The organism is Bartonella sp. OT172YNZD (genome assembly GCF_042193725.1).
In the GTDB taxonomy this organism is placed as follows: Bacteria; Pseudomonadota; Alphaproteobacteria; order Rhizobiales; family Rhizobiaceae; genus Bartonella; species Bartonella grahamii_A.
On the sequence record NZ_JBHILZ010000001.1, the window covers coordinates 218,358 to 240,948 of the forward strand.

Genomic DNA, 22,591 nt, shown 5'->3' on the forward strand with positions numbered 1-22,591 from the left:
CCAAAAGGAATTCGCTCAAAGAAATTGAATTGTTTAATGATTGGTGTGAGTTAAGGATCTTTGTCATTTAAGATGAATAGGGGAGGGATTGAATATTCTAAAAAATACCGCTCTTTTTTAAAAGAGCGGTATTTTTATATCTTTTGTTTATGACACTATCTTTTTGATGATGATGACAAGTTATACAATGTGATTAAATTAGTTTTTGCTTCTCTATTTTTCTTGATCATTGCTTGCTATGTCTTAAAAAGATGATATGTCTCTTCTTTAAGGTTGTTAAGAAATCGCAATATTGCCAAAATATAGACGAATAGCTAAATTTTTTTATGAAAACCATAATACACGAGAATATTAAATTTGTTTTCATTGGGCAGTTTTGTGATAACTTAAAAAATCAAGCATATGCTTTCTATAGGTATTAAAATTGTAATTTTTTATCCTTTTGTTGTTCTCTTATAAAAGTGGGAAGCCCCATACGATCAAGATATTTAAGGAAAAGGTGGGGTGGTAATTCCTCTACATTGACCATAGTTTTAACATCCCATTCACCTGTAGCAATGAGAAGGGCCGTTGCGGCTGCTGGTACGCCAGCTGTATAGGAAATACCTTGTGCCCCAGTTTCATAAAAAGCTTGTTTGTGATCGGCTATGTTATAGATAAAAATTTCTCTCGGGTTTCCACCTTTTTCACCTTTAATAAGATCTCCGATACAGGTTTTTCCTGTGTAGTCTGGGGCGAGAGAGGAAGGGTTGGGTAAGACGGCTTTCACGACTTTCAAGGGCACGACTTCTTGACCTTCCGCCGTTTTAATTGGTTGTTCAGATAAGAGTCCGAGGTTTTTTAGAACGGTAAAAACAGTGATATAACGATCACTAAATCCCATCCAGAAACGGACATTTTGGACATCGAGATTTTTGGAAAGTGAATGAATTTCATCATGTCCTGTCATATAGGCTTTTTGTTTTCCAACAACGGGAAGATCCCATTCATGGCTGACTTCAAACATTTTATTGGAAGTCCATTTTTTATTTTGCCATGACCATACTTGTCCTGTAAATTCACGGAAGTTAATTTCTGGATCAAAATTTGTAGCAAACCAACGCCCATGATTTCCGGCATTAATATCAATAATATCAATATCTGTGATTTTATCAAAATAATCATCGCGCGCTAATGCTGCATAAGCATTTACTACACCTGGGTCAAAACCTGCTCCTAGAATAGCAGTGATACCAGATTTTTCACATTCTTGACGCCGAGGCCATTCATAATTGCCATACCAAGGAGGTGTTTCACAAATTTTCAAGGGGTCTTCATGAATTGCTGTATCGATATAAGCGCATTTGGTTTCAATACAAGCTGAAAGAACAGACATATTAAGAAAGGCAGAACCAACATTAATGACAATTTCGCATTTGGTCTTTTGGATGAGCTTTATAGTTTCTTCTACATTCATGGCATTGAGCGAATGGCTTTTGAGAACACCCTGTTCTTTCATTGTGTTTTTTTCTTTAATAGAAGAAATGATGGCTTCACATTTTTTGAGTGTTCGTGAAGCAATATGAATTTCACCAAGAATATCATTGTTTTGAGCACATTTGTGTGCAACAACTTGTGCAACACCTCCAGCACCAATAATGAGAACATTTTTTTTCATTGTAGGTTTATCTCCCTTTTAATACTGTTGTATGACGTTTTTATGGTTGATCTTTATGAAAGGCTTTCCTGATAGTCGTTATAGCTGAATTGGCGTTGAAGTGTTAATGTACCATCGCACTCTTTGAGAACAATAGCAGGCATTGTAACGCCATTAAACCAGTTTTTCTTGACCATTGTATAACCTGCTGCATCCTGAAAAGACAGTCTGTCACCTATTTTGAGAGGTTTTTTAAATTGAAATGTTCCAAAAATATCGCCTGCAAGACAAGATTTTCCACAAATCATAATTTCGTGTGGTCCTTGATTGGGTTCTAATTTGGCGTTTTCACGATAAATTAAAAGATCAAGCATATGTGCTTCAATTGAGCTATCAACGATGGCAAGATTCTTTTCATTATACAATGTGTCAAGAACACTGACTTCTAATGTGGTGCTTTTGGTGATAGCAGCTTCTCCTGGTTCTAGAAAAAGAGCAACACCATGGGTTTTAGAAAATTGTTTTAAACGTTTTGCGAGAGCTTCTAGAGGATAATTTTCAGCTGTAAAATGGATACCACCGCCAAGGCTTATCCAGTCAACTGCAGCGAAAAGTTCTGCAAATTTTTCTTCCATATGATTTAGCATTTGGTTAAAAAGATTAAAATCAGCATTTTCGCAATTGTTGTGGATCATCAGGCCATTTATGAGTGGTAGAACTTTTTTTATAGCGCTTTGATTGGTTTCGCCTAAGCGGCTAAAAGGGCGGGAGGGGTTGGCAAGATCAAAATTGGATGCGCTGATTCCTGGATTTAACCTCAAGCCTCGTTGGATAGTCTTGCTAGCGTTAGCAAAACATTGAAGCTGTTGGATTGAGTTAAAGATAATTTTGTCTGCATAACCACAGGCTTCATCAATTTCATGACCGGCCCAAGCAACCGAATAGGCATGGGTTTCTTTGCCAAATTTTTCTCTTCCTAAACGCAATTCATACAAAGATGATGAGGTCGTTCCATCCATATACTCAGACATTAAATCAAAAACACTCCATGTGGCAAAACATTTCAAAGCAAGTAAAATTTTAGCTCCGGACATTTCTCGTAAACGAGAAATTGTTTGCATGTTTTTGATGAGTTTCGATTTATCTATAAGATAATAGGGGGTTTTTATCATCATTTATTCATTCTTTTTTGAAGGATCTTATTGTCAAAATCAACGTTTAGTACAAAGAGTAACAGAATGTCTCAAGAAAAAAAGAGTCTTAAAAAAAGAATCTGTTTCTGTCTAGCAAGAGAAAGGCTTTCTGTAATTACTGTTGTTTATTATTTTGAGTTTTGCGTTATGAGTATGAAAAAAAAATTATATTATGCTTTAGCTTTTCTATTTGTTAGCAATTTTTTCATTATAACAACTACTCTTGTTAATTGGGGGCAAAATAGAAGTGATGCTAAATCCAAACTGGTTACTCACGCTTCTGTCCAGGATAGTTCGGTGCCTTTGATTTTTACGGGGCGTAGAGAACTTAATGGTTTCAAAGGTTATCGTCATTATCGGCGTGGTTATCGTAAATACAGTGATAATTGGTGGTATCCTGAAGTGGCATTTGTTACAACACCGCACTTAAGCACAAAAGGCGCATCATTAAAAGTTGTATCAGATGCTAAAAAAGTGTTTTTAACGTCTTCTTCAGAAAAATTAGAAAAAAAAGAGCCATGGATGCTTAAACAACATATTGAATCTTGCCGTGCGCGTTATCGCTCTTATAATAAAAATGATAATAGTTTTCAGCCTTTTCATGGAGGTCGTAAACAGTGTTCATCACGCTTTTTTAAAGGATAGAAATTATTAAATAAAATTTTAATTGCTTCTTGTCGTGGGCGTTATTGTTCTTACAATAAACAGAAAAATTGTGTGGTGTACAGCATTTTCATGCAAGGATTTTTTTTGAAAAATTAAAATGCTTTTAAGTTTTATTAAATCTTATTATCATTAAGTGTGGAATGGGGGGTGAGAATATAAGTTTTTGTTTTGTCGATGACAAAGTATTAAGAACAGGATGGAGCTGAAAGAATGACAACACGGGAAGCAATGTTGGTATTGCTCGTTTTGCTTCCCTTTGGTGGAAGTGCTATCATTGGCTTTTTTCGTTCGACAGCAAAAAATAATGAAGCGTGGTTTGCTGGGATTGTTGCACTTTTCTGTCTTATTTTTACGATAATGCTTTATCCGGAAGTTCGCGGAAACCACGTAGTACGTTTAGATATTTCTTGGCTTCCAGAATGGGGGAGCGATTTGATTCTTCGTATAGATGGTTTGTCGTGGCTTTTTTGCCTGCTCATTACAGGAATTGGGCTGCTTGTTGTCATTTATTCACGTTATTACATGGATCCAGCGGATTCTGTACCGCGTTTTTTTTCCTTTTTTTTGGCCTTTATGGGATCAATGACGGGAATAGTCTTATCAGGCAATCTCGTCTTTTTGGTTGTTTTTTGGGAACTCACCAGTATTTTTTCTTTTTTGTTGATTGGCTATTGGTACCATAATGCAAGTGCGCGCGAGGGTGCGCGTATGGCTCTAACAATCACAGGTTTTGGCGGTTTTGCCCTTTTTATTGGGGTTTTATTGATTGGGTATATTGTTGGCAGTTTTGATTTGGATAAGGTGCTGCAGTCTGGAGATATGATTCGGTCCAGTTCTCTTTATAGTCCTGTCCTTATTTGTATTTTATTGGGGGGATTAACAAAAAGTGCGCAGTTTCCTTTTCATTTTTGGTTGCCCAATGCGATGGCTGCTCCAACCCCCGTATCGGCTTATTTGCATTCGGCAACCATGGTAAAAGCGGGATTGTTTTTGCTTGTTCGTTTATGGCCTGTGCTTTCTGGAACAGAATCCTGGTTTTGGCTGGTTGGCTTTTCAGGACTCTCGACATTGCTGCTTGGTGCCTATTTTTCCATGTTTCAGCAGGATTTGAAAGGACTACTTGCTTACTCGACTATTAGTCATCTTGGATTGATTACTACACTTTTAAGCCTTGGTAGTCCACTTGCATGTGTTGCAGCGATCTTCCATATGGCCAATCATGCTACTTTTAAAGCTTCTTTATTTATGGCTGCTGGTATTATTGATCACGAGACGGGAACACGTGATATGCGTAAATTGTCAGGGCTTTATCGTTCTATGCCTATTACAGCAACTCTTGCTTTAGTTGCAAGTGCAGCGATGGCCGGAGTTCCTTTGTTGAATGGTTTTTTATCGAAAGAGATGTTTTTTGCTGAAGCTGTTGAAACGCATATGGAATCATGGCTCGATTGCATTGCACCTTATGTAGCAACGCTGGCTAGTCTGTTTAGTGTAACCTATTCTATACGCTTTATTCATGGCGTTTTTTTAGGACCAAAACCTGTCAATTTACCCAAAACTCCCCATGAACCACCGCATTTCATGCGTTTACCAATGGAGCTTTTGGTGTTTATTTGTTTAGCAGTTGGTATTTTTCCTAATTTAACGATAGGACCTATTTTAGATAACGCGGTCGTGTCTGTTTTAGGAACAATGACAATCCCTTATAGTTTGGCTGTTTGGCATGGGTTTAATACTCCATTAGTGATGAGTTTGGTTGCGTTATTAGGAGGCGGGTTGCTCTATGCTGTCGGGCATCGTTATTTTTTATCCTGTGATGATGGGGCGCCTTTTTTTCGTCACTTGAATGGACCGCGTATTTTTGAACGCATTCTCGTAATTATTTCTTGGAAATGGGCACGTGCGGTGGAAGCTATTTTGTCAACACGCCATTTGCAGATACAGTTGCACTGGATTTTTTGGGTGTGTTTTACATTTGTTGGTCTTTTACTTTGGTGCGATGGTTTCATTTCAGCGGGGGCGTTACCGCTTTTTCCAGTTGATATTCCTTTTCTCGCTCTTTGGTTAGTTGGCGGGTTATGTGCGCTTTTAGTTGCTTGGCAAGCAAAGTTTCATCGTCTTGCATCACTCATGTTGTCGGGGGGAGCTGGTTTGATGACTTGTGCAACCTTTTTATGGCTTTCTGCTCCTGATTTAGCAATAACACAATTAGTTGTTGAGATTGTTACAGTCGTCTTATTATTGCTTGGTTTACGGTGGTTGCCTAAACGCTTGCATAATCCTACTCTAACGCCTGTTCGTTTTTTTGTGCGCTTGCGTCGTATCCGTGATTTCATCATAGCTCTCGTGGGAGGCGCTGGTGTAGCATGGCTCTCTTTTGCAGTGATGACACGCCCTCAAGATACGACGATTTCTGATTTTTTTCTCACCAAGGCTTACTCTGATGCTGGTGGTCGCAATGTTGTGAATGTGTTGTTGGTTGATTTCCGTGGTTTTGATACCATGGGAGAAATTGTCGTTTTGGGTGTTGTTTCCCTTACTGTTTTTGCCCTTTTACGACGGTTTCGTCCTGCCCCTGAAAGTATTGATGCACCTTTTCAACAACGTATTCAGAAAGCCTTTGATATGGCACAGCCTAATCGAAATGTGGGAGATACAGTATTGAATTATTTAGCTGTTCCTGCTGTTATTATGGGTTGGCTCTTTCCGATTATTATCGCTTTTGCTGTTTATTTATTCATGCGAGGGCATGATCTGCCAGGAGGTGGATTTGTTGGTGGTATTACTTTGGCGATAGGATTTATTTTACAATATCTTGCGCGCGATATCCGGTGGGTGGAAACGCATTTGAGAGTTTTACCTTTGCGTTGGATAGGATTTGGCTTATTATTGTCAGTCGTAACGGGGATGGGCTCTTGGTTTTTTGGATATCCTTTTTTAACATCTTTTTTTCGATATATTCATCTTCCGTTAATTGGAGAAGTTCCCATGGCATCTGCTTTTTTGTTTGATTTTGGTGTGCTTTCTCTTGTGTTAGGAGCAACTGTTCTCATTTTAATTGCACTTGCACACCAGTCAATTCGGAGTTACCGAATCGGTAAGAAACCTGTTTTGAAAGAGAAGGAAAATTAATGGAAATTATTCTTTCTTTGGGTATTGGTATTCTTGTTGGATCAGGAATTTGGCTTGTTTTGCGTCCACGCACTTTTCAGGTCATTCTTGGTTTGTCTTTGATTTCCTATGGTGTCAATCTTTTTATGTTTTCAATGAGTAGACCGCGTAGTAATGCCGCGCCAATTGTTGGTCCTACTGTTGTTATTAATCCAGCTAATTATGTCGATCCTCTCCCTCAAGCCTTGGTTTTAACTGCGATTGTGATTGGTTTTGCAACGACAGCTTTATTTTTAGTTATTCTCTTGGTTTCACGCGGTTTAACGGGTTCAGATCACGTTGATGGACGTGAGGTGCAGTGATGGAAGTAGGGGTGCACCATCTCCTTATTTTGCCTATTCTTTTGCCATTAAGTACTGGAGCTGTTCTACTTTTCTATGATGAACGGCGTTGGAAACTTAAATCATTGATTAGTCTTTTTTCGGCGGGATTGTCGGTTGTTATTGCTGTTTTATTGATTATACGTACTCTTGAAATAGCGCCGGCTTGCGATGTTTATCGGCTTGGCAATTGGCCCTCTTCCTTCGGAATTGTTTTGGTTCTTGATCGTTTAAGCGCCATGATGCTTTTACTTTCAAGCTTGTTGGTGACTAGCGCACTGGTTTTTGCGCGAGCTTATTGGTACAAAGCGGGTTCTCATTTTCAGTCACTGATGCAATTTTTTATGGTGGGGATAAATGGTGCTTTTTTGACCGGTGATTTATTTAATTTATTTGTATTTTTTGAAGTTATGTTAACGGCTTCCTATGGGCTTGCTTTGCATGGTTCTGGTCAGACACGCGTGCGTGCAGGGTTGCATTATGTAGTAGTTAATCTTGTTGCTTCATTACTTTTTTTAGTTGGTACAGCACTCATTTATGGAGTGGCTGGCACTCTTAATATGGCCGATTTGGCTGTTAAAATAAAATACATATCGTCTACAGATATTGTTTTGTTCGAAATAGGTGTTGCACTTCTAGGTATTGCTTTTTTGCTTAAGGCTGGTATGTGGCCGCTTAATTTTTGGTTGGTGCCAACTTACAGCGCAGTAGTAGCGCCCGTTGGAGCTTCTTTTGCACTTTTGAGTAAGGTTGGTATTTATATTATTTTACGTTTAATGCTGCTATGGTTTGGTCCTGAAAGTGAATATTTTAACCATTTTGGTCATACGGTTTTGTTTTATGGTGGGCTTGCCACTATGATTTTTGGTTTTATTGGGGTATTAGCGAGCCAAATTTTGGTGCGTTTGGCAGCTTATAGTGTTCTTGTCTCTTCTGGTACATTGTTGACTGCGATTGGGATCGGCAATCCAGCACTGATAGCAGGGGCACTTTTTTATATTGTTTCTTCAACTTTAGCATTGGGAGCTTTTTTTCTTTTGGTAGAGTTGGTTGAACGCTGTCAAGATGTGGCTGCTAATGTTCTGGCTGTCACAATGGAGGTTTATGGTGACGATGAAGAGGAGGAAGAAGATGAAGTTGGGACATATTTCCCTGTAACCTTGGCAATTCTTGGGGCTTGTTTTGGTATCTGTGCCATTTTGATTATTGGATTGCCACCTTTTTCTGGTTTTGTTGCTAAATTTATGATGTTTATGGCAGTTTTAAACCATAGTAGAGAAGATTTTTTTGCTTCTCTTCCGCTTTACCATGATTGGCTTTTTGTGGTTTTTGTCACCCTCTCTGGTTTTGCAGCTTTGATTGCACTGACACGAACGGGGATTCGAACTTTTTGGGTTTCTCTTGAAGGTCGCGTTCCCCGTGTGCAGGTGATAGAATTTGCGCCTATTACCTTTCTTCTTGCCTTGTGTTTTCTTATAACAATTGTAGCCGGTCCTGTTAGTCATTATATGTCTGAAACTGCTAAGGCTTTGTATGAACCTCAGAATTATATTGGGAGCGTTTTAACGGATTTTTCTTTCGAAAAGAGGGAGATGAATAAATGAATCGTTTTTGTCCTTCTCCTTTTTTCAGTGGTGTTATTGTCCTTATGTGGCTTATTTTAAATGGTTTTAGTTTAGGGCAATTACTTTTAGGTATTATAACAGCTTTGTTTTGTGGTTGGATGATACGGCTTCTTGAGCCGGAGAAGGTTGCTATTAGAAGCTGGAGTGCGGTTTTTCGTCTTATTTTTCGAGTCTTGATAGATTCTATATCATCAAATATCTCAGTAGCTTGGTTTGTTTTAACAAAAAGGTCTCGAAAAAAGCAATCTGGCTTTATTGTCGTGCCTCTTCTGCTTCATAATCGCGCTGCTTTGGCTATTTTAGCGTGTATCCTTTCAGCAACTCCTGGAACGGCTTGGGTTGCCTATAATAGTAAAAAAGGTGAGCTTTTGCTTCATGTCTTAAATTTTAAAAATGGATGTGATTATCAACGATTGATCAAACAACGGTATGAGCAATTACTTTTGGAGATTTTTTTATGAGTATGGTGATCCTTTATTGGGGGCTTTTCTTTTCACAGTTTTTTTTAAGTTTAGCGGTGATCTTCGCATTGTTTCGGTTGATTCGTGGTCCACGGGCACAGGATAGAATTGTTGGTTTGGATGCTCTTTATATAACCACTGTTCTTTTGTTTCTTACATTCGATATCCGTTCAGGAACAACCATTTATTTTGTTGCGGCTCTCATTATTGGGTTGTTGGGATCTGTTTCAAGCATCGCTTTGGCGAAATTTCTTATGCGGGGGGAGATTATTGAATGAAAGATGATGTATCGCTTGTGGTTGCTATTACTATCACGGTTTTCTTAATATTAGGGTCTGGATTGACACTGATCGCAACGATAGGTTTGGTGCGTTTTTCCAGTTTTTATGAGCGTTTGCATATGCTTTCAGTATGTACAAGTTGGGGCATTGGTAGCATTCTTATTTCTTCATTTCTTTATTCAATATTTGTGGATCATTATTTTGTTTTTCATGAAGTGCTGCTGATGTTTTTTTTGTTTTTAACAGCACCGGTAGCTTCTATGTTGCTCTCACATACAGCAGCTTATCGACATCATTCAGAAGAACAGTCAGAAAAACCGCTGGCTCTTTTATTACACCAGACGGAGGAAAATTTATCCACGTCAGAAGGAATATCAAGCGATGAGAGCCAGCGTGGTTCTTGAAATGTAAGAACCTTCTTTATTCTGTGCTTTTTTCTTCTACACACGTGAGGGGCGTTGCGTGGTCTTCAGCAAGGGTATTGTAGAATGAGGCCTCGTTTCCTTTTGTCCACCAAACATATTCACCCCCTACATATTTTGCTCCAGAAGCAGAAATGACATTGGAAGCGATGATGCGATTTCCATTCCATTTAAGATCAACTAATGCAATATCATCGGTCGTGTAGTAGGTTGCTTCAACACGCTCTTTTTTTGTTTCATTGCTGCATTGATAGACAACGGTTTCTTTTTTGGGTTCTGGATCGTCTGGTACCTCAATGACTAAAGAACCAGCAAAGGCACTCATTGAGCAAAAAAGTGATAGACTTAAAACGGTTAAAAATTGTAAATTAAAAAGATTTTTTTTCATAATGTTTACCTAATTATTTAGAACAACAATGTTGATTCATCTTGACAGTGGATGGGTTTTTTTCTTTCTGGATCATGAAGATGATCGTAAAGTGTGACTTCGTTGTTCATTTTCCACCAAACATACCATTTTCCTTCGTATTTTTCCCCTGTGTCGGCGACTACATTTGCAGCAATGACGCGATCGCTTTTCCATTTGAAATCAACCAACGAAATATTATCAGCATTGAGATAGATTGCTTCAACGCGCTCTTTACTTGTTCCAGTATTGCACTGGTAGGTAATGGTCTCTGTTTTTGGCTCTGGATTGTCTGGTACCTCAATGATAAAAGAATGAGCTAAGCTATTGTTTGAGCTGAAGAGTGATAAACTTAAAGCGGTGAAAAATCCTAAAATATGTAAAGTTTTTTTCATAATGCTTCCCTATATTCCTATATTGCGCACAAAGAATAATTTGATTGATACGATGGTGTCTACGGCAGGATTCGAACCTGCGACCCCAGGATTCATACCACTTCGATTTTCACCGCCAGCCTTATGAGCTGTTTGTGGTCTGGACTGTCTCTTCACCTTGAAGCTTTTAGCTTGTTAGGTGCTGCCCGTTCAGTCTCTACACCTTTCTCTCATTTGAAGAGAGACTTGGCTCGGGATTGGCATATAGTTTCCCATGAAGCTTTCCCCGAATTTGAGCAGATCCACTTTGAGGATTTCTCCTTAAAGCGCCCAATTTCTTCAGGAATCCTGTGCTCTATCCTACTGAGCTACGCAGACATCATCATTCTTATTCCTTTAATAGAAGTATAAAAACGAATCAATTATATTCAATATGAATTAACGAATTTCTGCTAATTTTTGTTCCAGAAAAGTCAAAACTGCATCTGGTGAAACATTTTTTGCAATAAATGATTGGCCAAGGCCGCGTGTTAAGATGAAGGTCAAATTATTTTGTGAAATTTTTTTATCTTGGGCAATGAGAGTCATTAAAGTTTCAGCATCTGGTAGATATCCTGGGATATCCTTTAATTGTGTAGGCAAACCTATAGATTTGAAGTGTGCTTCAATACGTTGTGTAAGTGCGGGGCTTATTAAATTTAGTTGAGCAGAGAATTGATGCGCTAGAACTATTCCAATTGCTACAGCTTCACCGTGAATTAAACGCTTTGAGTTATAAGCTGTTGCTGTTTCAAGCATGTGTCCAAATGTATGTCCGAGATTTAAGAGTGCGCGCTCTCCTGTTTCGTGTTCGTCACGCGCTACAATGGCAGCTTTAAATTGGCATGAACGAACAATGGCTTCTGTTCGCATAGGGCCATTGGAAAAGACTTCTTGTCCATTTTTTTCAAGCCATTCAAAGAAATCAGGCTGGTTAATGAGTCCATATTTGACTATTTCCGCGTAACCAGCACGAAATTCGCGCGATGGTAGGGTATCAAGAAGACATGTGTCAGCAATAACGCATTGCGGTTGATAAAAAGTACCAATAAGATTTTTACCATATCGGCTGTTGATGCCCGTTTTTCCACCAACGGAGGAGTCAATTTGTGCGAGAAGCGTTGTGGGCATTTGAATGAAGTTCATACCACGGCGGATTATACTTGCCGCAAATCCTCCTAGATCGCCAATGACACCACCGCCAAAAGCAATAACACAGTCGCCTCTTTCTAAACGCGCAGCAAGAATTTGATCGATGACAACTTGCAGGGTTGAAAATGATTTTGATTGTTCTCCCGCTTCTACAATAATAGGGACAGTATGAATTTTATTTTTTGTTAACTCTGTTTGTAATATTTCCAAATGAAGGGAAGCAACATTTGTATCTGTAACAAGTGCCAAGCGCGTTGGATGAGGATCTTTTTTGTTAAGAGCATGTTTAATTTGTGAAGCAGCTTGTGTAATCAGACCCGAACCAATGATGATATCGTAACAGTGTTTGTTGAGTTTAACAGTAACGGTCTTTGTTTGCATGCTGGTTGTTCCTATTGTTAATTTCTGTGTGTAGGTAGTGCTGTACAGATCGTATAACATTTTGTGCTACAGTATGACGGCTTTCTTTATGACTGTTAATTGTTAAGTTTGCCTTTGCATAGATAGGATAACGCTGTTCCATGAGTTTTTGCATGGTTTCTTTAGGACTGGCTGTTTGAAGAAGGGGGCGTGTTGGGTGCTTTGAGACACGTTGCATGAGGATATCAAGATCGACTTTTAGCCATATGGATATACCATTTTTGTGAATGGCTTTTCGGATATTTTCATTTATATAGGCACCACCACCTGTTGCTAAAACAAGGGGATTTTTTTTCATGAGGTTTAGAATAACACGCTGTTCAAGAGCACGAAATTCGGATTCACCATAAATTTCAAAGAGTTCCGTGATTGTCATTTGTGCAGCTTTTTCAATTTCTTGGTCAGAATCATAAAAAGGTAAACGGAGCATGGTGGCGACGCGTTTTCCGATCACTGATTTGCCTGCCCCCATAAGACCAACAAGGACAAGTGCTCTTTTATCAAGGGACGATAAGAGCTGATTCTTTATTTGTGTTATGGGGATGCGTTTTGGTCGATTGCTTTTCATAACTTTATTTCGGCATTTATCCATCTTAAAGTCAATTCCTGTTAATCTTTGTGAGGCATAATACGAGATAGAATATTTTTGGGTAGGTTATTGTCTTATGCCAACATTGACTAGATTTTTGATGATTCTTTTCATTTTGCTTTCTGTTCTTTTCATTATAATGGGTGCTCTTGTGGTTTGGGTTGAACCAGTAACTGTGGATATGTACATTGATGTTCCCTTGGATTCATGGAATCTTTCTACGGAAGCGAATCAATGAAATGAAAAGTGGTGCTGTGATAGATCATTTTCTTGAGATGATGAGTGCGGAGAGAGGGGCTTCGTCTCATACGCTTGCGGCTTATCAGCATGATTTGCAGTGGGCACAAGACGAATTGTCTTCACACTCTGTTTCGCTTTTTTCAGCACAAAAAGAAGATTTAATTACCCTTTTGTCACTTATGCATACTTTTGGTTTTGCGGCATCGTCGCAAGCGCGCCGTTTATCAACTTTGCGTCAGTTTTATCAATTCCTTTATGCTGAAGGGTTGAGAGCAGATGATCCCTCTCATGATATTGATGCACCTCGTCAGAGGCGTCCTTTGCCCAGAGTCATGAGTGAAGATGCAGTGATAAAATTGCTTGATTTTGCGGAGTTAGAAGTCAATCAAGCAGACTATGGGTCCAAAGGTTATTTCCGTGCACTGCGTCTTCAGCTATTGATTGAAATGCTTTATGCAACAGGGTTACGTATTAGTGAGTTGGTGAGTCTGCCGGTTCAGTCTGTTCGAAGGAAGGAATACAGCGTTTTGGTTCATGGTAAGGGCAAAAAAGAACGAATGGTGCTGTTATCAAAAAAAGCATGCCAAGTTCTTTCACAGTGGTTAAACTTGCGTGATCAGGGAAAGGATGCTACGAGTTCTTATCTTTTTCCTGCGCATTCCGAGACAGGATATATTGCTCGTCAAGTCGTTGCACGAGAGTTGAAAAATCTCGCTAGAAGAGCAGGGATAGGAAGTGATAGCTTTTCTCCCCATGTGTTGCGCCATGCTTTTGCTAGTCATCTTTTGCAAAATGGTGCCGATTTGCGTGCAGTTCAACATTTGTTAGGTCACTCTGATATTGCTACCACTCAGATTTATACCCATGTGTTGGAAGAGGGACTTTATCGTTTAGTCAATGAGCATCATCCACTTGTCGATGAGCAAAAGGCTCGTTAAAGAAAAGGTGATGTTTTTGAAAAAGACTTTATAAAGCAAATTATAAGTGTATAAGTGACACTGAATGAGTTGGTACAAATGTATAATTATCTTGATTTTGAAAAATCAGTTGCTGATCTTGATGGGAAAATTCTTGAATTAAAAAAAATTTCTCAGGAAAAAGGCAGTCTTGACATGAGTGATGAGATTGCTCGTCTTGAAGCGCGATCTCAAACAGCGTTGCGTGATATTTATAAAAAATTATCGCCGTGGCAAAAAACACAAGTCGCTCGTCATCCTGATCGTCCCCATTTTATGGACTATTCTAAACGCCTATTGAGTGATGTTACGCCTTTGGCAGGAGATCGCAAGTTTGCTGAAGATGAGGCTATTCAAGCTGGGTTTGCACGCTTTAAAGGTGAGGCCGTTGCTTATATCGGTCAAGAGAAAGGTCACGATACGCAAACACGTTTGCGCTATAATTTTGGTTCTGCACGTCCAGAAGGCTATCGTAAAGCTGTACGTATTATGGAAATGGCTGACCGCTTTGGTTTGCCACTCCTCACTTTTATTGATACAGCAGGTGCTTATCCTGGGGTAAGCGCTGAAGAACGTGGGCAGGCAGAAGCAATTGCTCAATCAACAGCTGCAACTTTGCGTTTGAAAGTTCCTGTGGTTTCCGTTGTTATTGGAGAAGGCGGTTCTGGAGGGGCGATAGCAATCGCGGCTGCCAACAAAGTTTATATGTTGGAGCATGCAATTTACTCTGTTATTTCACCAGAGGGAGCAGCTTCTATCTTATGGCGTGATCCAGCTCGTGCGAAAGATGCTGCAATGAATATGCGTATTACCGCTCAAGATTTATATCGCTTAAAGATTATTGATGGCATTATTTCAGAACCTTTAGGGGGAGCGCATCGTGGCAAAGAGATTGTCATTGATGCAACGGGTGATATTATTTCAGAGGCTTTAAAAGTTATGGCTGGAAAAGAGGGGGAAGCTCTTAAACAAGAGCGAAGGGAAAAATACCTTCAAATTGGTCGATCTCTAACATAGGTTATTTTTGTGAGGGGTGTTGGATTGGAGTTTTATTCGATGACATTTAGCAGATTCCTCGCTGTGTGTGTGTTGTTTGTAATGGGAATATTGACGGCATGTGAAGGAAGATTACCAGCTTCTATTCGTGCTAAAGCTGAGCAGCCGTTGCCGCAAGAAATTCAGAATAGAATGGCTTTGTACGATATTGATCCTTATGCACCAATTGTAATGCGATTTTTCAAGGAAGAAAATCTTGCTGAAGTTTGGAAGCAATCTCGTTCAGGACCTTTTATCTTGATTGCTCGCTATGGCATTTGCAAATGGTCTGGTAAGCTTGGACCTAAATATAAGGAAGGGGATCTTCAGACACCAGAGGGTTTTTATACTATTAGCGCAAACCAAATGAATCCTTATTCAAAGTATTATCTTTCTTTTAATATAGGATTTCCTAACCTTTATGATCAGGAAAATGGTCGTACAGGAAGCAATCTTATGGTGCATGGTTCTTGCTTTTCTGCAGGTTGTTACTCTATGAGTGATAAGAACATGGCTCAGATTTATGGGTTTGCACGGGATGCTTTTAAAGGAGGACAAAGGGAGTTTCAGTTGCAGGCTTTTCCTTTCCGTATGACCGAGGATAATATGTCACGTCATAGCAATGATCCTCATTATCAATTCTGGGTTATGCTTAAGAAAGGTTATGATTTTTTTGAAAAAAATCGTCAACCTCCAACTGTTGAAGTTTATGGAAAACGTTACGTTTTTAATCGCGATATTGATAAAACTTCAGTTTCTCTAATGCAGTGAGTGTTATTGTATCTTGCTGCACCGTAAACACTGTCACTTATAAATAGCGATACAGGATATGCAAAACCTTTACAGATAAGGTGTTTAAGTAAGTAGTCAATATTTTAAAGCCCAGAGTTTTTTCATAGAGTCTTAGTGTAAGTAAATTACATGAAGTGGTTCGGAGATGAAGCGCATTTAGAGAGAAAATAATTTGATTACAAATTAATGAACATTAAAATTTTTATCATAACAATTTGATTTATAATGATAATTTATCATTTTTCAGTTTGAATTAGGGACTCAACATCATAAGATCCTTTTATCTTAAAATCTGTTGATAATGAATCAATCGAAACTATTTTTTGCACATCATAAAATTGGATTAGCATGTGAATAAACTTGAATAGGAATATGTATGAAAAGTTTTTATAAATTTATAACATATTGATTATAAAGATAATTTAGTATTATTTAACTTGAATTAGAATTCTGAATACCTTAAAATTCTCTCATTTCAAAGTTGTTCCATATTGAATCAATTAAAACCATTTGCTTGCACATTACAAGCGGGTATAGCCGCATGGGTAAACTGTGCAAGAAAAGACTAAAATGTTTTTTATGAACCATCTAAAGCGCTAAGAGCTGTTCAATATTGGGGATTAGCCAAGTGTGTGATGGTGCCGGTTTGCTCCTTTAAAAGCATAAAGGTGGTGATGCCAATGAATTTAATGTTATATCATTGAAGGGGAGAAAAAATTAAAATTTTATTCCTGGAATAACCAGAGGATTTTCTAAGAGAGCTGTTTTGTCTGCAGTATCTATTGCTGGTTTATTAAAAAAAGCATTGAGGAGCTTTTGTATTGCTTCTTTTTCAACACCATCGGCAATGATGACAAAACGTGTTTGTTTTATTTCTTTTGGCCATGCTGGTAATCTTATGGGAGGATGAAAAAATGTTTGTACCCCATGTAATACAAGTGGGCGATAAGGGTCATCACGCAATGCGATAATTGCTTTAATACGTAATAATTTTTTACCATAACAGTCTTGTAGGAGATCTAAAAAAGCTTCAATTGTAGTGTAATCAACAGGATTCTCACAGTTTAGTGAAAAGGTACGAATGGTTTTATGGGGGGTATGATCATGTGGGGTAGCCGTAAGATTTTGTTTAAGTTTTGTATTTTCTACTTTTTCATCCCATAATGTGTTATTTATTAATAGATTTGAACAGAAATCTTCAGAATGGGCGTCAATGATTTGTGCTGTAGGATTAATCGTATTAAGTGTGTTAAGGAGCATATCTGAAAGCGTTTGTTGGGCCATAAGATCTGTTTTGGTAAGAATAATTTTATCAGCAAATATTAATTGTTTATATATTTCAGGATAGCGCTCACATATGGAAAGTGTGCTTAATGTATCAAATGTTGCAAGAACAGCATTTATAGATAATGTTTGAATAAACAACGGGTGGCTTAAAAGTGTTTGTAAAATAGGGGCGGGATCAGCTATCCCTGTGGTTTCAATGATAATATGATGGAGTTGTTTGATTTGTCCTGTCTGAATGCGATTTATTAAATCAATTAATGTGTCGATGAGATCACTGCGTAAATTGCAGCATAAGCAACCATTGGCAAGCTCAATAATTCCTTCTGTCGTTTTTTCAACTAGAAGGTGGTCAATACTGATTTCGCCGAATTCATTAATAATAACAACACATTCTGCTAAAAGAGGGTCTTGTAGCATACGGTTGAGCAAAGTGGTTTTGCCAGAGCCTAAAAAACCAGTAATAAGCGTAAGAGGGATGCGCTTTATTTTCATGTTAATCATCAACCGTGGTTTTGTTTTAAAAAAACATATCTCAGTACGTCTAACCAATTTATAATGGTGTTCGTGTGAATAATGGTTAATCCCCCATGAAATCCATTGTACACTATCTTTACGCTTATAAAGGTAGGTACACGCGGGTATATCATACACTTTTTAGCGTCAATGTTATAATAATTCTTGGTTCTTGAAAGGACTTATAGGAGGAATTTTTATTCATTGTTTTAATTATTTTATCTACATGTTCATCTACCTTGTGACGTGCAAGAGACAGTTTTTATTGATTCAATAAATACAGATTTAAAATAAGAGAATCTTACAATATTTGTGGTTCTGATATAAGGTAAAAAATAATTAATCGTAAATTATGATTTATGGCTTTTTTATAGAATGGTTTGCGCGTCTTTCATACGAACTATGAGGCTTTCTTAGTGGCTTTACTGTTATTTTAGGTGTTTGTGGTGTACGAATGAGGTGTACTGCTAAAGAATGAGAAAAAGGAGGTGGAGCAGTGATAAAAGGTGAGGTGAGAATAATATTTCCTTGATCATCATATGAATTTGCATGCATTTTTATAGCTTCAGGTGTGCATATTTGTTGTCTCATATTTTTGGCTTCTGTTATGTTTCTCCCATAAGGTTTTAATGTTGCTAGTGTTAATTGGGGTCTTCCCTGGTGCAAAAATCCTATTTCAAGAAGTTGTGCAGCTTTTTCTTCTCTTTCAGTTATGTTGTTAGCACCTAGAATGACAGCAATAATTGTACGTTTATTGCGGGTGGCTGAGGCAACAAGATTAAAACCAGAGGCACAAATAAAGCCTGTTTTCATACCGTCTATTCCATAAAAACGGCCAATGAGGTTGTTTGAGTTATACTGGATTTTTCGATTATTACCAAAATCAATGGCTGGAATAGAAAAATAATGAGCATATTGTGGAAATTCTCGACGTATTTGAACGGCTAAAAGAGCAATATCGCGTGCCGTAGAGTAGTTTTGAGGGTCTGGTAAACCACTTGCGTTAGCAAAATGGGTGCCAAACATGCCTAAACGTTTAGCTTCGATATTCATTTTACGTACAAAATCTTTCTGTGAACCTGCAACAGCTTCGCTCATGGCAATGGCCAAATCATTGGTAGATTTAACCATGGTGATACTTAAGGCTGTATCAAGTGTGAGTAGAGAACCAGCTTTATAGCCTGAACGATATGAGGGAGCTTTTGCTGCATATTCGCTGATGGTGATATGTTTGTCTGGTGAAATTTCCCCTCGGCTCATGGCACGAAAAATAACATAAGCGGTCATTAATTTTGTTAAGGAAGCAGGATACCAACGCTCAAAAGCTTGATTATGTTTTAAGATATGCCCCGTTGTAACATCAACAGAAATAAAAGGCTGCGCTAGAGCAACAGCGCTGGATAAACTTAAAAACACAGAAAGAAATAAATTATAGAAGAGACGTTGCATTAATTTAAATCCAGTTCCTTCTTATTCGTTATTTAGAATTGTTTTAATGTAGCACACAAAGCTTTTAAGTCTAGGTTAAGGAGGAAAGATGGTTAATTGCTGTATCTGTTGTGTCTCGGGGATAAAAACCAACACTCATTTTTATTTTCCCTTTGAATTTGTTTTTGATGACTTAAGTATCTTAAGAAATACTTATTTAAATAATGAAGATTGTACAAGATTTTAGGTTCTTGGGGGGATGATGTTTCTCAGGAAGGAACGAATCGGCATAGTCATGCATTTTTCTTGCTCTCCTGTTAGGACAGCCCTTGGCACTTGAGACGTTTCGTAAAAAGCATTTTAATCTTTTCTTGTATCATTTTATTCACACAGGTATTCTCGCTTGTAATGTGCAAGCAAATGGTTTTAATTGATTCAACATGGAACAGCTTTGAAATGAGAGAATCTTACGGTATTCAGGGTTCTCATTCAAATTGAATAACGCTAAAATATCCTTATAAATCAATATGATGTATGTTCTTTAAACGATTTTAAAGAGAAGAAGAATTCTTTCTCAAAAAACTCACACATTGATCATTTCTTATAATGTACATGTGTTTTATAATTTTGAATTAGAAAGTTTGAAGTATCTTTCTTATATCTTTGTTTCATATACTCCGTTCAATATACAAAGTGATGCGTTATTCTGACCAATCAGTGCATTGTTTCATGATAATTTAGTTTTTGAAGCTTCTGAACAGCGTATGGTGGCATAGGAGGAGGAGTAGGATCTTGAGCTGCTAAAAGAAGCAGTTCATCACACGCTTTTTCAGTTTTTTTGACAAGTTGATCTAGAAAATCACGTTTGCTTAAACCAGCCTCTATCGGAGGAAGAATACGGACACGAATTGTTCCGGGATAGCGGCGAAAATTATTGCGTGGCCAATATAAACCCGCATTATGTGCAATAGGGACAACTTGAAGTCCTAATTCATTATAGAGCGCGACAATTCCTGACTTATAATCTGATTCTTGACCGGGTTGTCGGCGTGTACCTTCGGGAAAAATCAAGATTTGGCGCCCTTGTTTTACTTTCTCTTTTGCTTTTTTTATAACCATTTTTAAGGCTTTTATGGGTGTTGTGCGGTTAATGGGGATAATTTGTGTTTTTGCCATATACCAGCCAAACAATGGAATCCACATCAATTCACGTTTTAAAATGAAAGTGGGATCATCAAAATAGGGAACGAGACTGAAAGTTTCCCAAGCCGATTGATGCTTTGGAGCAATGATGTAGGCTCCTTTGGGAAGATTTTCTAATCCTTCAATCTCATAACTTGTGCCTGCGATGTATTTTTGCAAAAAGAGTGTAACGCGCGCCCATGTTTTAGGGACAATCCATGCCTTTTTGCGGGGCATTAAAAAATAAACGGGAGCGTAAAGAATCATTTGTATGAAAGTTGTTGTATAAAAAGCGAACGTAAAAAGAATAGAACGAAGAATAAGCACTACATTTTCCATTTTATATCTATATGAAGACTTCATATATAATATAATTCACATGAGAAAACATCTTCTTTATGTTTTTTTCAAGCATCTATTTTTTCGGTAACTCATTTTTCGATATTTAAAAACAGAAGGAAAGAGATTGATGGAATTACAAAAAGATAAACTTTTTATTCCACGGATTTTATCTATTGCAGGAACAGATCCTTCTGGTGGTGCTGGAATGCAGGCAGATTTGAAGGTTTTTTCAGCTATGAAAACTTATGGTATGAGTGTGGTTACAGCTGTTGTTGCACAAAATACTCAGGGTGTGCGTTCTTTTCAGGCATTAGATGCTTCTTTTGTTGCAGATCAAATTGATTCTGTTTTTGAGGATATCCATGTTGATGCCGTTAAAATTGGTATGGTTGCAAATGCTCAGATTGCACAGGTTATTGCAGAACGTCTTGCTTATCATAAAACGCGTTTCATTGTTTTTGATCCGGTTATGGTTGCAAAAAGTGGTGATGTTCTTTTAAAGTCTGATGCAATTGAAATTATGCGTGATGTTCTTGTGCCGATGTCAACTTTGATCACGCCAAATTTGTCTGAAGCTGCATTGTTATTGGGCGGTGAAGTGCAATGGTCTTTAGAGACTATGTATCAATATGCTCCACAACTCTTGGCATTAGGGTGTCATGCAGTTTTGTTAAAAGGGGGACATTTGAATACGCTTATCAGGAATAGTACAGAAAATTACGATTGTTCTAGTCCAGATCTTTATTGTGATTGTGAAAACCTTATTATACTTGAAGCTTCTCGTCTTTCAACCACTCATGATCACGGGACAGGGTGTACCATTTCTGCCGCTATTGCAGCTTTGTTACCTACCCGACCTTTGGATTGCGCTGTTAAACAAGCAAAAGATTATTTGCATGGCGCTTTAACTGCCTCAAATGCTTTAAAAGTAGGGAAAGGGCGCGGGCCGCTTCATCATTTTTATGCATTATGGAAAGATTAATACAACAATTGATTGTGAAAAATCTTCACTCTATAAATTTGTTTCGTCATTATATGCTGTTTTGGACTTATGACTGATAAGTGTTAGCGCATTGTAGCTTAACAGTTATTTTGTATTAAGAAGGATGAGAAAAAATGTTATAATTTGTTCTTTCGTATATTTTTTACGATTAATGTATCCTGTTTCAGAGGCAATTTTGAGTATAGACAAAGAGAGCAAGGAATTGAAAATTAGGATTTGATAGCAAAAAGGGTAGAGGGAAAGACCTTTTACAAGACAATATTAAAGCTGGTTGATCCCGCTATATTTGCTGTTTCTTATATTTGTAGCAAAACAGGATGAGCTAAAATCGTTATCAAAATTATTGAATATATCTGACATTTACAGAGTTTTTTGTCGTCATAGGTAGGGTTTTCTAAATGGAAATTGATACTTCCAGATGGAATTGCTGGCGTTTCAGATGAGCAGCTGTGAGGAGTTTCAACATTTAATACAGCAAGATCTAGAAACTTTCACCGATTTAGAGCGAGCTTTGCGGTTTTTATATCTGCAGCGGTTGAGTTTTGGTGGGTAGGTAGCAAAGCGGACATTTGGAGTTGATCCACACCGTGGTGCACGGTTTAATTCTTTCAAACTTGAAGCCTTATTAAAGCTTATTTACCGGCGTTTATCAAATGTGATCATTGAACACTTAGATTGGTTTGATTTTATCAGGCGCTATGACCGGACGACCACTTTGTTTTATCTTGATCCGCTTTATTTTGGCGTTGAGGATTATTATGGAAAAGATTTGTTTAAGCGGGAGGATTATCAGAGGATGGCTATGCTGCTCGCACAATTAAAGGGGAAGTTTCTTCTGTCTCTCAATGATGTACCAGAAATTCGAAACACCTTTAGCCAATTTAAGATAAAAGAGGTAAATACATCTTATACATGTGATTCCAATAATCCGACTCCGGCTCAAGAGCTCATCATTTCAATGTAGTTTGACAGTAGGTTTTATACTAAGTGGGAAAAGGTGGGATTAGGTAGGAATACGTGATAATTTGTTGTTTTTATGTATAAAATTTAGCATTAAA

Annotated in this window: 20 protein-coding genes and 1 pseudogene; 12 read left to right on the top strand and 9 right to left on the bottom strand. The window is 37.9% G+C overall.

Going from position 1 to position 22,591, the window contains the following annotated elements; all coding sequences use genetic code 11:
• Positions 1–418: 418 nt before the first annotated feature.
• Positions 419–1,657, bottom strand: a complete 1,239-nt coding sequence (locus ACFIJS_RS00810; RefSeq protein ID WP_375648928.1) for a saccharopine dehydrogenase NADP-binding domain-containing protein — start codon at positions 1,655–1,657, stop codon at positions 419–421.
• A gap of 53 nt (positions 1,658–1,710) precedes the next feature.
• Positions 1,711–2,808, bottom strand: coding sequence for a carboxynorspermidine decarboxylase (locus ACFIJS_RS00815; protein ID WP_375648974.1), 1,098 nt, complete (start codon positions 2,806–2,808; stop codon positions 1,711–1,713).
• A 168-nt stretch (positions 2,809–2,976) separates the two neighbouring features.
• On the opposite strand from ACFIJS_RS00815, the gene ACFIJS_RS00820 reads away from it, so the two are divergent.
• The 7 genes from ACFIJS_RS00820 to mnhG all read left to right on the top strand — a co-directional run bounded on the left by ACFIJS_RS00820 (position 2,977) and on the right by mnhG (position 9,757).
• Entirely contained in the window at positions 2,977–3,474 is a 498-nt protein-coding gene (locus ACFIJS_RS00820) for a BA14K family protein (protein WP_375648930.1), read from the top strand.
• A gap of 231 nt (positions 3,475–3,705) precedes the next feature.
• A complete protein-coding gene (locus tag ACFIJS_RS00825; protein ID WP_375648933.1) occupies positions 3,706–6,627 on the top strand; it encodes a monovalent cation/H+ antiporter subunit A in 2,922 nt (973 codons plus the stop codon).
• Entirely contained in the window at positions 6,627–6,968 is a 342-nt protein-coding gene (locus ACFIJS_RS00830; protein WP_375648934.1) for a Na+/H+ antiporter subunit C, read from the top strand. Before ACFIJS_RS00825 ends, ACFIJS_RS00830 begins: the two co-directional genes overlap by 1 nt.
• Positions 6,968–8,590: a monovalent cation/H+ antiporter subunit D gene (locus tag ACFIJS_RS00835; RefSeq protein ID WP_375648976.1), complete on the top strand. Its 1,623-nt coding sequence runs from the start codon at positions 6,968–6,970 to the stop codon at positions 8,588–8,590. The genes ACFIJS_RS00830 and ACFIJS_RS00835 overlap by 1 nt, the downstream gene beginning before the upstream one ends.
• Positions 8,587–9,072, top strand: a complete 486-nt coding sequence (locus ACFIJS_RS00840; RefSeq protein WP_375648936.1) for a Na+/H+ antiporter subunit E — start codon at positions 8,587–8,589, stop codon at positions 9,070–9,072. The genes ACFIJS_RS00835 and ACFIJS_RS00840 overlap by 4 nt, the downstream gene beginning before the upstream one ends.
• Positions 9,069–9,350, top strand: coding sequence for a K+/H+ antiporter subunit F (locus ACFIJS_RS00845; RefSeq protein WP_273787568.1), 282 nt, complete (start codon positions 9,069–9,071; stop codon positions 9,348–9,350). Before ACFIJS_RS00840 ends, ACFIJS_RS00845 begins: the two co-directional genes overlap by 4 nt.
• Positions 9,347–9,757 (top strand): monovalent cation/H(+) antiporter subunit G, encoded by a 411-nt coding sequence (gene mnhG, locus ACFIJS_RS00850; RefSeq protein WP_375648938.1) that lies wholly within the window; start codon positions 9,347–9,349, stop codon positions 9,755–9,757. Before ACFIJS_RS00845 ends, mnhG begins: the two co-directional genes overlap by 4 nt.
• A gap of 16 nt (positions 9,758–9,773) precedes the next feature.
• On the opposite strand, the gene ACFIJS_RS00855 is transcribed toward mnhG, so the two are convergent.
• From ACFIJS_RS00855 to ACFIJS_RS00870, 4 genes are all read right to left on the bottom strand, one after another.
• Entirely contained in the window at positions 9,774–10,163 is a 390-nt protein-coding gene (locus tag ACFIJS_RS00855; RefSeq protein WP_375648940.1) for an MliC family protein, read from the bottom strand.
• A 17-nt stretch (positions 10,164–10,180) separates the two neighbouring features.
• Positions 10,181–10,576, bottom strand: a complete 396-nt coding sequence (locus ACFIJS_RS00860; RefSeq protein ID WP_375648943.1) for an MliC family protein — start codon at positions 10,574–10,576, stop codon at positions 10,181–10,183.
• Positions 10,577–10,993: 417 nt separating this feature from the next.
• Positions 10,994–12,127, bottom strand: a complete 1,134-nt coding sequence (gene aroB, locus ACFIJS_RS00865; protein ID WP_375648945.1) for a 3-dehydroquinate synthase — start codon at positions 12,125–12,127, stop codon at positions 10,994–10,996.
• Positions 12,102–12,734 (bottom strand): shikimate kinase, encoded by a 633-nt coding sequence (locus ACFIJS_RS00870; protein ID WP_375648979.1) that lies wholly within the window; start codon positions 12,732–12,734, stop codon positions 12,102–12,104. Before ACFIJS_RS00870 ends, aroB begins: the two co-directional genes overlap by 26 nt.
• A 260-nt stretch (positions 12,735–12,994) precedes the next feature.
• On the opposite strand from ACFIJS_RS00870, the gene ACFIJS_RS00875 reads away from it, so the two are divergent.
• From ACFIJS_RS00875 to ACFIJS_RS00885, 3 genes are all read left to right on the top strand, one after another.
• Positions 12,995–13,933 (top strand): site-specific tyrosine recombinase XerD, encoded by a 939-nt coding sequence (locus tag ACFIJS_RS00875; RefSeq protein WP_375648948.1) that lies wholly within the window; start codon positions 12,995–12,997, stop codon positions 13,931–13,933.
• Positions 13,934–14,011: 78 nt separating this feature from the next.
• Positions 14,012–14,968 carry an acetyl-CoA carboxylase carboxyltransferase subunit alpha gene (locus ACFIJS_RS00880; protein ID WP_375648950.1) on the top strand — a complete coding sequence of 319 codons (957 nt, stop codon included), beginning with the start codon at positions 14,012–14,014 and terminating at the stop codon, positions 14,966–14,968.
• Between the two features lie 39 nt (positions 14,969–15,007).
• Positions 15,008–15,757 carry a L,D-transpeptidase family protein gene (locus tag ACFIJS_RS00885; protein WP_375648953.1) on the top strand — a complete coding sequence of 250 codons (750 nt, stop codon included), beginning with the start codon at positions 15,008–15,010 and terminating at the stop codon, positions 15,755–15,757.
• Between the two features lie 738 nt (positions 15,758–16,495).
• Here ACFIJS_RS00885 and ACFIJS_RS00890 read toward each other — a convergent pair.
• The 3 genes from ACFIJS_RS00890 to ACFIJS_RS00900 form a co-directional block, all read right to left on the bottom strand.
• Positions 16,496–17,557: a CobW family GTP-binding protein gene (locus ACFIJS_RS00890; RefSeq protein WP_375648955.1), complete on the bottom strand. Its 1,062-nt coding sequence runs from the start codon at positions 17,555–17,557 to the stop codon at positions 16,496–16,498.
• A gap of 378 nt (positions 17,558–17,935) precedes the next feature.
• On the bottom strand, positions 17,936–19,027 hold the full coding sequence (locus ACFIJS_RS00895) for a D-alanyl-D-alanine carboxypeptidase family protein (RefSeq protein WP_375648957.1): 1,092 nt from the start codon (positions 19,025–19,027) through the stop codon (positions 17,936–17,938).
• A gap of 693 nt (positions 19,028–19,720) precedes the next feature.
• A complete protein-coding gene (locus tag ACFIJS_RS00900) occupies positions 19,721–20,527 on the bottom strand; it encodes a lysophospholipid acyltransferase family protein (protein WP_375648960.1) in 807 nt (268 codons plus the stop codon).
• A gap of 130 nt (positions 20,528–20,657) precedes the next feature.
• On the opposite strand from ACFIJS_RS00900, the gene thiD reads away from it, so the two are divergent.
• Positions 20,658–21,512 carry a bifunctional hydroxymethylpyrimidine kinase/phosphomethylpyrimidine kinase gene (gene thiD / locus ACFIJS_RS00905; protein WP_375648962.1) on the top strand — a complete coding sequence of 285 codons (855 nt, stop codon included), beginning with the start codon at positions 20,658–20,660 and terminating at the stop codon, positions 21,510–21,512.
• Between the two features lie 439 nt (positions 21,513–21,951).
• Positions 21,952–22,497: pseudogene (locus tag ACFIJS_RS00910) on the top strand (DNA adenine methylase); the annotation flags it as partial.
• Positions 22,498–22,591: the final 94 nt, after the last annotated feature.

Coding starts and splice junctions, on each gene's coding strand:
- ACFIJS_RS00810 (WP_375648928.1), bottom strand. CDS start 1,657: ATGAAAAAAAATGTTCTCATTATTGGTGCTGGAGGTGTTGCACAAGTT.
- ACFIJS_RS00815 (WP_375648974.1), bottom strand. CDS start 2,808: ATGATAAAAACCCCCTATTATCTTATAGATAAATCGAAACTCATCAAA.
- ACFIJS_RS00820 (WP_375648930.1), top strand. CDS start 2,977: ATGAGTATGAAAAAAAAATTATATTATGCTTTAGCTTTTCTATTTGTT.
- ACFIJS_RS00825 (WP_375648933.1), top strand. CDS start 3,706: ATGACAACACGGGAAGCAATGTTGGTATTGCTCGTTTTGCTTCCCTTT.
- ACFIJS_RS00830 (WP_375648934.1), top strand. CDS start 6,627: ATGGAAATTATTCTTTCTTTGGGTATTGGTATTCTTGTTGGATCAGGA.
- ACFIJS_RS00835 (WP_375648976.1), top strand. CDS start 6,968: ATGGAAGTAGGGGTGCACCATCTCCTTATTTTGCCTATTCTTTTGCCA.
- ACFIJS_RS00840 (WP_375648936.1), top strand. CDS start 8,587: ATGAATCGTTTTTGTCCTTCTCCTTTTTTCAGTGGTGTTATTGTCCTT.
- ACFIJS_RS00845 (WP_273787568.1), top strand. CDS start 9,069: ATGAGTATGGTGATCCTTTATTGGGGGCTTTTCTTTTCACAGTTTTTT.
- mnhG (WP_375648938.1), top strand. CDS start 9,347: ATGAAAGATGATGTATCGCTTGTGGTTGCTATTACTATCACGGTTTTC.
- ACFIJS_RS00855 (WP_375648940.1), bottom strand. CDS start 10,163: ATGAAAAAAAATCTTTTTAATTTACAATTTTTAACCGTTTTAAGTCTA.
- ACFIJS_RS00860 (WP_375648943.1), bottom strand. CDS start 10,576: ATGAAAAAAACTTTACATATTTTAGGATTTTTCACCGCTTTAAGTTTA.
- aroB (WP_375648945.1), bottom strand. CDS start 12,127: ATGCAAACAAAGACCGTTACTGTTAAACTCAACAAACACTGTTACGAT.
- ACFIJS_RS00870 (WP_375648979.1), bottom strand. CDS start 12,734: ATGAAAAGCAATCGACCAAAACGCATCCCCATAACACAAATAAAGAAT.
- ACFIJS_RS00875 (WP_375648948.1), top strand. CDS start 12,995: ATGAAAAGTGGTGCTGTGATAGATCATTTTCTTGAGATGATGAGTGCG.
- ACFIJS_RS00880 (WP_375648950.1), top strand. CDS start 14,012: ATGTATAATTATCTTGATTTTGAAAAATCAGTTGCTGATCTTGATGGG.
- ACFIJS_RS00885 (WP_375648953.1), top strand. CDS start 15,008: ATGACATTTAGCAGATTCCTCGCTGTGTGTGTGTTGTTTGTAATGGGA.
- ACFIJS_RS00890 (WP_375648955.1), bottom strand. CDS start 17,557: ATGAAAATAAAGCGCATCCCTCTTACGCTTATTACTGGTTTTTTAGGC.
- ACFIJS_RS00895 (WP_375648957.1), bottom strand. CDS start 19,027: ATGCAACGTCTCTTCTATAATTTATTTCTTTCTGTGTTTTTAAGTTTA.
- ACFIJS_RS00900 (WP_375648960.1), bottom strand. CDS start 20,527: ATGGAAAATGTAGTGCTTATTCTTCGTTCTATTCTTTTTACGTTCGCT.
- thiD (WP_375648962.1), top strand. CDS start 20,658: ATGGAATTACAAAAAGATAAACTTTTTATTCCACGGATTTTATCTATT.